Consider the following 10,163-nt stretch of genomic DNA (forward strand, 5'->3'; position numbering starts at 1 on the left):
AAATCATACACAACAGGAGCACTATAGTTTTCTTTATTCCAAATACAAATCAAGTCGACACCAATATTTAAAGGTAACCAAGGTTTTATATAATAAGAAAGATTAATACTTGGAATAACAGTATACTCAGCTTTACCACCTTTACTTTCAGTTGGTGCAAATGGGTTAGTAGTACTTGGTGTATTAGTTATTTGCTCACCTCCATGATATTGTGTAATAGTACTAAATTCATCTATTACTCCATGAGCCATTAAGAATATACTTGTTGAAATATCAAATACATCTAACTTCTTGTAACCGAATTTTAAAATACCAGCTAAAGCATCTGAACCAAATGGAAAGGATAAATAACGTTCTAAGAAACTCTGAGAACCTGTCATATATCTAGTAGAAGATACAAAATATAATTCTCTTATATATATATCTTCATGTTCCATAGCTCGATGATACATAAAAGGTGAAGTATAAACGAATTCAGCAACTCCATAACTATAAGAGGACGATGAAACAGGAATGAAAGCTCTAACACCTAGCATTGCTGCTAGGCCATCAGCAGAAGCCCCTGCTTCTCCTGGTTTAGGTTCTCCAAAGACTGCATAATCATCAAGGGCAAATTGTGCATATAATGATAAATTCTTTATTGGAGAATATTCTATTTCTAAAGATGCGAGAGAGTTTGAATTACCAGCCATATAAGCATTATGTAAGAAGAACATTGGATTTAGAATTCTTAAATCTAGGTAATTATCTTTTGATTGATACATCATTGTATCATTAAGAGCTAATAATAGTTTTCCTTGAAGCAATGTAAATTCAAATCTATGTCCTAAGAAAAATCTTAATCCATTTAGAGGTTTTCTATCATTAGTACTATTTTCTTTATTAATTGAGTGTGAAAAAAAGCTTGAAAGCAATTGATAAGAAAACTTATCACTACCTGTAAAAGTTAAAGAAAAATAATCATGATATGGAAGTGTATTTCCAATAATCATGTTTCCTAATGTGCCATTTCCCCACTCTACTTGACCTCTTCCAGAAATAGCTCTAAAAGCTCTATTTCCTACAGCCAAATAGGCATTATTAGGAAAATTCATAATATTAAAGCCATCAGGCAGAAATGGTATATTAGTTCCCCAGATAGAAGATAATCTCTTACTTACTTCATTATTTGACTTTAAGGTTGAAGGGTCGACAGTATGTACATCTGAAGGTGCTACTCCAATGGATGCATCCATATATAGAGATAAGTTGTCCTTATAATTATATCCAAAACCAAGTACAGCAAACTGTCTATCAAGCTTTTTACTGCTAATAATTTCTTTATTTCCTTTAAAGCTTTCATTAGAATGAATCATTAATTGTGGTTCTAGAACTGCATTAAAAATAAATCCATCATCACTATTTAAATAGTTATTTATATGAGTCCAAAGGTCTCTTGCACCATTAGTAGATGGAATTACATTTTCTAATAATCTTCTAACATCTTCATGAGTCCAAGGCTTTGCTCCCATAGGAGATGATTTACCTTCCATAACATATAATGCTTCAACTTCATCATAAACTGGATGAGATAATTGAAATGTTTCTAAAGAATCTGCAAAAATTGCAGAACAACAGCACACAATAAAAAATACAATAAAGCAAATCTTAGATATAGGTTTCACGAATTCATTGTAGCATGGTTTTCTTATTGTTAATATAAATAAGAAAATCCATATTTTAATGTTTTTGAATATCTGGACCAAATAATAATAACTCAACTATTTTGTAAACTTCAGAACTAGGCATAAATTAAACAGTTTGTGGTAATAATCCACAACCGATATGTTCTTTCTCCAATCTTTTAGCATTTTTAATTGCTTTATCAACATCTAGTATTGTTTTTTCATAGGTATCATTATCTGATTTTGAATAATTCTCCCACCCCTATAATTCTTTAACTCGGATATCACTTGTTCAGATTCATCATATTTTTTAGTAGAATAACGTTTGTGGAGCAAATACCATATCTCAAAACAAGGATTTGAAATAACAAGATGAATACAATCATAAGGTTTAGTTTCCATGGTTTTAGAATTTCTTACCTTATTTTTATATCCTGGTTTTATGGTTTAAAAGATTGTTTAGCCATTACTGTTTACTCCACTGTTAATTTTTGGAATGGCATAAAATATACCATCAAGATAATAATCCCTCAACTTAGTAAAAGATGATCTAACAGAGAAGTCGTCAAGAGAATATAGTTTTGAAGAACTATTGCTTTCATCTTAGACTTCAAAATCTCAGGAAAGTAATACTCTTCTTCTTGGCGTTGAAAAATTGTTGAAGCTTTTGTTGAATTATAAATATTCTGCTATCACATTCATTTTAGTTGCAGAAAATCCATACACAAATTTTTTATCTTTATAAATAAATACAAATTCAAAGGAAGAAGGTTTATTTTTCGTCTCTACATCAAAAATATATGGGATAATATTACCAACCATCATTCCAGGTTGTCTATATACAGAATTTCTTATTGTAATTAATGCTGTTGTTATTGCATTGAAAAGGTTTAATTTTCCTAAAGCATTTGCTCCAAATATCATTGCACTTTTTAAAAATCTTCCTTCTTCACTTTCAATACCATTATTTATATAAACTTTATCTGTAGCTGCTTCCATTGATAGAACAGCCCTGAATTCTCGACTGAAATTGAATTAGCATATCCTTCTCTCTCTATTGGTAAATAGAAGGCTATTATGATATATAGGAAAACTCAATGTAAAAACTAAATTATTGTAAAAAATTTAAAAAATACTGATTTTACATCCAATTTAGAAACAAACCCCACCACCAGCAAAGATATCTAATCTCCAGCCATCAAAGAATCCTGAAGTAAGTGGAAGAGCAAACTTAAAGCCCATTTTGAAGTATCTATTTCTTAGTTTAGCTAAGAAACCTATACTTGTATTTACCCCTGATTCATCACATCTGGTGTATTCAAATTGTTCAAGTTTATTGTTTTTCTCATTGTTTGTTGCATAGTTATATTTTTTTGAAAAATATCTGCTATCAATAAAGAAACCCCAAGTATCATTATTAAGTAACTGGTAATATGCAAGTCCTAAGCTAAAATCAAGGCTGTTATCAAAGTGTCTTGAAAAATATCCTTCACTATTTCTTGAAATAGTGAAATCTGCCCCTGCAGATCCAACTACTCCAGCTCTTACTTTAGAGGAAGGAAAGAATACTGCATCAAAGTATGGCCCAATGGTATTAACCATAAATGTATCTTTATATATTGGATTTAACTGTAATGATTCTTTTAAAGCTGATGAAAAATAGTTTCTACCTGATGATATTGATAAACCGCCCCAAAACTCAGCAGAAGCACTTAATGTAACTAGAGTAAGCATACAAAGCAGTAAACACAATATTTTTTTCATCTCTACTCTCCAATCTTTATTCCGACTCCAATAAAGGCTCCAATAGATATTGCAGCATAATCTTCTTTAAACCATTTTTTTAAATCACTTATGTAGAAACACATAATATGTGAATCATAGTATACACCAGCATTTATAAATAAACTATTTGAAATAAAATAATTTAAATATGGTTCAACCTGTACACCTACTACAATAGTCTCTGTAAATCTATCATCACTACCAATTGAGCCTCTTACTGCAGCTCCTAAGTCAAACTTACCTACTCTTGCTCTAAAAATTGGACCAATAGACATAAATACTTTACATCTAGTTTCTTCTAGTACATCTCTTCTTTCATAACTCCAGCTATCAGAATTAAAGTCACCAACTGGTACGTAGTTTATACTCTTATTTGCAAAACCTAGTTTTGTATTAACTGAAAAACCAGTTCGAGAAGTAGGAGTTTTAAAAACATCTAATGTTAAAGATAAACCATTATTAGTTCTCTTATAAAAAGGATCTTCAACTTTATTATTTAACCAAACTGAATCTGCAAACTTTGGAAGAGGGCTTGAAAAGACATTACTATCATAGGAAAAATCATAGGAAGCTTTAAGATACATAGAAGAAGCAGCTATTGTTGTCATAGCAGTTATTAAAAGTAGTAGCATTATTAATACTCTTTTCATATCTTAAACTCCTACAGTAAGACCAAATTTAGCTTGAACTTTATGAGGCTTTTGGTCAAAAACTCCGTTATATACATACCCTATCTCATAATAGATATTAGCAATGCTATATAATACAAACTCTGCCTTAACACCAAAACTCATCATTACCTGCTTTAAGCTTTCACCAACAGTAGAATTTATAACACTTCCATAGGAAATTGCAGCATCGTTAAAAACTGTAATAAATGGATATAAGTCCTTTGCACCAAGTTGAGGTCCAAAGATTGTTAAATATATTCTTCCATAAGCAATATGCTGAGTATTTGGAATAGTAAGTCCAAATATCTTATCTTGCATTACATAGGAAGGAACACTTGTTCCTTCGATATATCGATATGTAAAATTAAATCCCATTGTAGAACTTAACCATGATAACTCTGGACGATTTTTATAGTTGCAAGAACCTATTGTATGAGCACCTTCTATAGATAATGAAAGCTTACTAAAGTCTGCAGTTCCATCATTCATTAATAGTGTTTTTGGCGATAATCGATAATCAACAGAAAGTTTTACACCACTTTTTCTAGTTACTTCATCCTTTAGGAGGTTAATATCAAAGTTAAAGTTAATAAATGTTGAGAAGAAAGAACGCAAGTTCGAGCCATCATTTTTTAACTCAGGATATGCATTAAAGATGTTATCACTAAAGCGTTCTTCACCAAAGCTTTTGAAAAAAACTCCAGATGTATTATTCTCATTGTACATAAAAAAGAGTCTTTCAAAGGCATTTTCAAATCTTCCACCAAAAGAAAATTCAAATCTTAATAGGTCTTTATCAGAAAGAGGAGTTTTGAAAAATCCTTGTGAAAAATGCAGTGAAAATTCATCAAACTGTACACTATAATCTCTTGCTTGATTTAATGAAAAACCAGCTTGAGTAAGTAAGTCAGGATATTGTTCATAGTGCTTTCCACTCTTAGGATCTTGATTTAATGAACGATATGCAAGGCCATTATCAAGTCTAAATGTAAGCTCTGTGATATTTCCATTAACAAAATCTGGAACTGGAAAGTTGAATTGGTATTTTACAGAGGAAGGGAATACGCCCTTGGCAAATTCCGGTTCACTTCGCATCTCTAAGACATGGTAGCCAAAGCCTATTGAAAATAGAGGTAAAGCAAATGTTAGTAATAAGAATGTAATTACTATTATCTTTTTCATATCTTACCTCATACTGAAACGTAGAACCTAAGTTCTGCGTTTTGCCACCATCCAGGAGCTGCCATATTAGACATGTCTTTAGGATCAGAAGCACTAATACCTCTAATAAATGAGTATCCAAAGGAGTACTCAAAACGAATAAAGCCAAAGAGTCTTAAATGGAATAATCCATATATATCACTAATGAGCTCAATTGCTTTAGTTTGGTTAATAAGTTCGTTTACAACATTACCCCAATAAACCTTATTAGATATTCCTATCTCAATAAAGGAATAGCAATCACCAGCTATAAACTGAGGTCCTGCAAAGTGCAACCAAATAGAGTCTGTTAGTGTATTTCTAAGCCTATCGCCTGGGATTTTATTTTCTGGAACTACATTACCACCAACGTGTGAAAAACTATTACTATGGCCTATATACATTGTAGTCCAGTTCTTTCCATCATCCTGTTTATTAGAAAATAGTGTTAACTTCTCTTCTAAGTATACATATGTTTTATTATAATTTGATTGCACACTCTTTGGAGAAAGAGTATTACCAAGCCAAGCTGGTCCATATTCAAATGATAACTCACCATATAAGCCATCATAAGCATCGGTACCAGTCCACTTATCAAAATGCCAGTAGGAAGAAATGCCAATATTATTATTTAATGCCATTCTATTACCTTGTAACCAAGGCATACTATGAATCGAACTATTTGGTCCAAATGGAGCCTTTGGACTTCCATCAGGGTTTACAAATAGTAGTGAGTCAACACTTGAAATAAAAGGATTACCTTCAAGAGCCATTGAATACCTTGTATTCCAGCTAAGTCTTAAATCAACTAAGCTTCCTGTTCCCGATACAGGGTTAGTTCCAAAGCCCTGTTGTACATAAAGATAAATATTTGTTTTAGGATTAAAGTATTCTCCACTAAGGTATTTATCACTATAGTCTCTATTTCTTTCTGCTACGGTCATCGACCAATATGGAATACCTTTATCATAGGTGTAGTATTCAGCAAGGGAAGTAGAAGAGTATCCAAATTCCATAGAAATATTAAATTTTGTTTGAGGAAAATTATCATTTAATAAAGGAACATAGTTTACATAGGAAAAGCTTGTTCCAAGAGGAAATAAGCCTAAGCCAAAGCCATTTTGGCCACCACTTACGCTATCAATATATGTATCAAAAGTTAACGAATCGGCAAAACAGACTGCACTAAACAGCACTATTAGCAATGCCGTTATTAATATCTTTTTCACAAATCTCCTCATTTCTTCTTATCTTAATATAATACTATAATGTATATAAATAGTCAAAAGTGATAATATTTCATTTAACTGTAATAAATTAAATTCTTTTTTATTCTTTTCCTATATATGCAAACAAGGACGCTTCGCAGCGTCCTTGTATTCTTATTCTCGAATCTATTAGAAGTTCCAGAGAGCACCGATGTAACCAGCAAAACCAAAGCCAATATTAAGCTTTGTAGCCTGTTAGAGAGTTACTCCTGGAGCTAAGCGAAGGTATAATGTTATAGGAACTTCAGAGAATGTGTACTCAATTCCAACTGGTACGAGAACTGAAAGGTCTAAACCAAAACCATCAGCAAAAGTCATTGCTGTGCTTACACCAGCACCTACTGTGATTGGGAACTTGCAGTTTCTACCACCGTCGATTGTGTAAACGTTGTAAGAAGCAGCAGCGTCAGCTGAAAGTGTAAATGGATTAAACTTGAAGTTGTTTAAACCAACGTTTGCGAGAACATCAAATTCACCCATACCAAAGCGAAGACCAACACCAGTGTTAGTACCAAGGTTAAGACCTACACCTACTGAACCCTTCTTTGTTACGCCATTGTAAGAGTTAGCTGCAAATACTGGAGCTACGAGGCAAAGAACAAGAAGTGCTACTAAAACGATTCTTTTTTTCATTTCTTTCTCCTATTAAAATAGTAATTTTAAAGTTAATTATAGTTGTTCAAACTGACAACAATAAAACTACTAAAAAGTTACATAAATAATACACATCTGTCATAATAATTGACTTTTTTAAAATAAAAGTCAACTTATGACATACTATTACTATCTTCAAAACTATATTTAACATTGCTATAATATTGACCATGAAAAGTCTATATGCAAAGAGTCCAGCTGAATTAGAGAAGATTTTAAAGCTTGAAAAGAGTTATCAAGCTAAACAAATTTATTCATGGTTAATTAAAGGTGTTACAGATTACGATAAAATGACTAACATTCCTAAAAAAGTTAGGGATGATTTAAAAGAACACTTTCCTAAAGCTATTTCATCAAAAATTGTAAAAGTTCAAAAAGCTGATAGCGCAACAAAACTATTAATTGAACTCTATGATGAATCATTAATTGAATGTGTAATGCTCACAGATGGGGATAACAGAAAGACTGCTTGTATTTCATCACAAGTTGGATGTGCTATGGGTTGCTCCTTTTGTAAAACAGGTACAATGGGACTTGTTAGAAATTTAGAAGACTTTGAAATTGTTGAGCAAATGGTACACCTTAGAACTCTTGCAGAGGACATTACTCACATAGTATTTATGGGAATGGGAGAACCACTACATAACTTTGGACCATTAATGAGTGCTATTTCTGAGTTTCATAGAAGTGAAGGTTATAACATTTCAATGCGTAGGATGACTATTAGTACCTCAGGATTAGTTCCTGGAATTAATAAACTTACAGAGCTTAATCTTGGAATTCGCTTGGCAGTATCACTTGTTAGTGCTAATAACGAACTACGTTCAAATATTATGAAGGTAAATAGAAGCTATCCTCTTCCGGAGCTTAAGAAAGCACTTATTTCTTTCCAGCACACTATGGGTAAGAGAATTACTCTTGAATATTGCATGCTCAGTGGTGTTAATACAACAAAAGAGAGCGCTAAAGAGCTCTCTCAGTTTACTAAAGGATTAATGTGTGTTGTTAATCTTATCCCATGGAACCCTATCGATGAACTTGAATACGAGTCACCAACAGAAAGCGAGATAAGAGCTTTTACTCGTGAGCTTGATAGCTTAAATGTTTCCTACACTCTCCGCATGACTAAAGGTAGAAGTATCAGCGGAGCGTGTGGTCAACTTGCAACTTCAACTAGAAGGTAAAGCTAATATAAGCTTTAGCTTCTGCTCTATTTGAAAGTTCAGGAATAAATGCGTATCTAACATCAAGGCCAAAGCCTGTTGTTTTATTAAACTTATATCTTAAATCTACACCAGCAACAGCGCCTAAGTGGACGTTGAAGTTATCAACTGTAAATAATCCTGCTTTAGTAGAAGCTTTATTTACAAATAAGCGTCCACCTGCAAAGCCTGTTATTGAGAAGTGGTCATCAACGATATACTTTAAGTTTAAGGTTAAGTCAGCATAAGCATTTTTCTTAAAGCTTCCTTTGGAAATATCAATAGCATAGAAATTTAGTCCACCTTCTAAACCTAAGCCAAGTGATACTCTTGGATTTAATACAAAGATATTCTCAATGTCTAATCCAGCAGCAAGGTTAACACCATGCATAAGTGGATTAGAGCCATTTAATGCATAACCTATTGAAAGCTTCATTGTTAAATCAACAGGTGCTTTAACAACTTCAACTTCTTTATCGATCTCTATTTCATTAACACTCTTTACTTCTGTAACAGTTAATTCTGGAGCCTTTGGAAGCTCTGTTTCAGGTGTAAATGGAATTACTACAGGTTCAACATCTTTTGTTTCTACTACACTTTCTACAACAGGTTCACTTACGACTACTTCTTCTTTAATATCAGCTTTTACTTCATAAGTTCCATCGTAAAGCCATGAGGCAAAGATAGGGATATCAGCTGCTAAAACATCTAAATAAAGCCAAGTATCAAATTCTGTAAATTCAATTGGATAACTTAAGATGATAAGGTCTTTATCAAGAGCAAAGGTAACAAAACTACACTCTTCTGGGTAAGCATCAGCAACTTGAGCTGCAACATATAAAAGAAAATCAACAGGGACAATATCAGATGGATATGTAATTGTTGTCATTCCATCTGTTGATGTTACAACACACTCATAGCCATAGATATCGAGTTTTTGAACAAACTTAAAGTCTTCAAAGTTTGGGTCCTTTTTATTTTGGTCAATAGCATTTTGAAGTTCTAATACTAGGTTTGAAACATCATCACGTTTTTCATAGTTAAGCTTTAAAGTCTTTCCAATTCTGCTAAAGCTAACACCATCTAGCATATTGAAAATAGCTGTAAGATCTTCATCACTAACTAAGGATGCAAGTGTAAGTTCTGCATGGTCACTCCAGAAAATTCCAGATATATCTTCATCATTTAGTTTTAAAGAAGCAGATATTGGTTTTTCCTCTTCTTTTACTTCTGCAGGTTTAACTTCCTCCTGCTTTACTGGAGCAGGTGTTTCAACAACTGGTTTACTAACTGTCACGTCTTTAGGTTGCTCAGGAGTCTTTACTTCACTTTTTAAAGGAGTAGGAGTCTCAACTGTTTTTACAACCTCTGCAACAGTTGTTGGAGCTTCATCTTTATTAATTTTTACATTTAAGTAAATTATTGCAGCAATTGCTGCCACAGCAAATACTGTAAACACTGCAAGGGATATTATTGCAACTTTCTTTTTATTACCACTCATCAATATACCTCATTTAGATATTATACAAAGATATGCAAGGTGACAACAAATGAATTTTGTAGTTATTGTGTCTTTATACAAAAAAGGACAGTTTTTAAGCTGTCCTCTTGTGTGTGAAGCATTATCCATGCATTTATTTGTTAATCTTAACTTCAATTCTCTTAGCAATAGCCTTTTCAGACTTAGGAATTGTGATAAGAAGAATACCATTCTTGTAG

Annotated in this window: 10 protein-coding genes; 1 reads left to right on the plus strand and 9 read right to left on the minus strand. The window is 32.5% G+C overall.

Annotated elements, in window-relative coordinates; translation table 11 throughout:
- The 8 genes from SOY52_RS00930 to SOY52_RS00960 all read right to left on the minus strand — a co-directional run.
- Positions 1–1,664, minus strand: a 1,664-nt coding sequence (locus SOY52_RS00930; protein ID WP_320847107.1) for a hypothetical protein, incomplete at its 3' end; no start/stop codon positions are given.
- Positions 1,665–1,871: 207 nt separating this feature from the next.
- Positions 1,872–2,066 (minus strand): RloB domain-containing protein, encoded by a 195-nt coding sequence (locus tag SOY52_RS11135; RefSeq protein WP_414429574.1) that lies wholly within the window; start codon positions 2,064–2,066, stop codon positions 1,872–1,874.
- 273 nt (positions 2,067–2,339) lie between these two features.
- On the minus strand, positions 2,340–2,663 hold the full coding sequence (locus SOY52_RS00935) for a hypothetical protein (protein WP_320847108.1): 324 nt from the start codon (positions 2,661–2,663) through the stop codon (positions 2,340–2,342).
- 153 nt (positions 2,664–2,816) lie between these two features.
- Positions 2,817–3,428, minus strand: a complete 612-nt coding sequence (locus tag SOY52_RS00940; protein ID WP_320847109.1) for a hypothetical protein — start codon at positions 3,426–3,428, stop codon at positions 2,817–2,819.
- Between the two features lie 2 nt (positions 3,429–3,430).
- Complete coding sequence (locus SOY52_RS00945) at positions 3,431–4,099, minus strand: hypothetical protein (RefSeq protein WP_320847110.1); 669 nt, start codon at positions 4,097–4,099, stop codon at positions 3,431–3,433.
- A gap of 3 nt (positions 4,100–4,102) precedes the next feature.
- Positions 4,103–5,302 (minus strand): hypothetical protein, encoded by a 1,200-nt coding sequence (locus tag SOY52_RS00950; RefSeq protein WP_320847111.1) that lies wholly within the window; start codon positions 5,300–5,302, stop codon positions 4,103–4,105.
- A gap of 8 nt (positions 5,303–5,310) precedes the next feature.
- Complete coding sequence (locus SOY52_RS00955; RefSeq protein ID WP_320847112.1) at positions 5,311–6,549, minus strand: hypothetical protein; 1,239 nt, start codon at positions 6,547–6,549, stop codon at positions 5,311–5,313.
- A gap of 234 nt (positions 6,550–6,783) precedes the next feature.
- Positions 6,784–7,221: a hypothetical protein gene (locus SOY52_RS00960; RefSeq protein WP_320847113.1), complete on the minus strand. Its 438-nt coding sequence runs from the start codon at positions 7,219–7,221 to the stop codon at positions 6,784–6,786.
- Positions 7,222–7,412: 191 nt separating this feature from the next.
- Between SOY52_RS00960 and rlmN the strand changes: the two genes are divergently transcribed.
- Positions 7,413–8,426, plus strand: coding sequence for a 23S rRNA (adenine(2503)-C(2))-methyltransferase RlmN (rlmN, locus tag SOY52_RS00965; RefSeq protein ID WP_320847114.1), 1,014 nt, complete (start codon positions 7,413–7,415; stop codon positions 8,424–8,426).
- On the opposite strand, the gene SOY52_RS00970 is transcribed toward rlmN, so the two are convergent.
- Positions 8,416–9,945 (minus strand): hypothetical protein, encoded by a 1,530-nt coding sequence (locus SOY52_RS00970; RefSeq protein ID WP_320847115.1) that lies wholly within the window; start codon positions 9,943–9,945, stop codon positions 8,416–8,418. The two genes, rlmN and SOY52_RS00970, sit on opposite strands and share 11 nt — an antisense overlap.
- Positions 9,946–10,163: the final 218 nt, after the last annotated feature.

Source organism: Bullifex sp. (assembly GCF_034103065.1).
In the GTDB taxonomy this organism is placed as follows: Bacteria; Spirochaetota; Spirochaetia; order Sphaerochaetales; family Sphaerochaetaceae; genus Bullifex.

Bases quoted from the DNA above. Each gene is read 5' to 3' on its own strand.
- SOY52_RS00935 (WP_320847108.1), bottom strand. From the start codon at position 2,663: ATGGAAGCAGCTACAGATAAAGTTTATATAAATAATGGTATTGAAAGT.
- SOY52_RS00950 (WP_320847111.1), bottom strand. From the start codon at position 5,302: ATGAAAAAGATAATAGTAATTACATTCTTATTACTAACATTTGCTTTA.
- rlmN (WP_320847114.1), top strand. From the start codon at position 7,413: ATGAAAAGTCTATATGCAAAGAGTCCAGCTGAATTAGAGAAGATTTTA.
- SOY52_RS00960 (WP_320847113.1), bottom strand. From the start codon at position 7,221: ATGAAAAAAAGAATCGTTTTAGTAGCACTTCTTGTTCTTTGCCTCGTA.
- SOY52_RS00940 (WP_320847109.1), bottom strand. From the start codon at position 3,428: ATGAAAAAAATATTGTGTTTACTGCTTTGTATGCTTACTCTAGTTACA.
- SOY52_RS11135 (WP_414429574.1), bottom strand. From the start codon at position 2,066: ATGGAAACTAAACCTTATGATTGTATTCATCTTGTTATTTCAAATCCT.
- SOY52_RS00945 (WP_320847110.1), bottom strand. From the start codon at position 4,099: ATGAAAAGAGTATTAATAATGCTACTACTTTTAATAACTGCTATGACA.
- SOY52_RS00970 (WP_320847115.1), bottom strand. From the start codon at position 9,945: ATGAGTGGTAATAAAAAGAAAGTTGCAATAATATCCCTTGCAGTGTTT.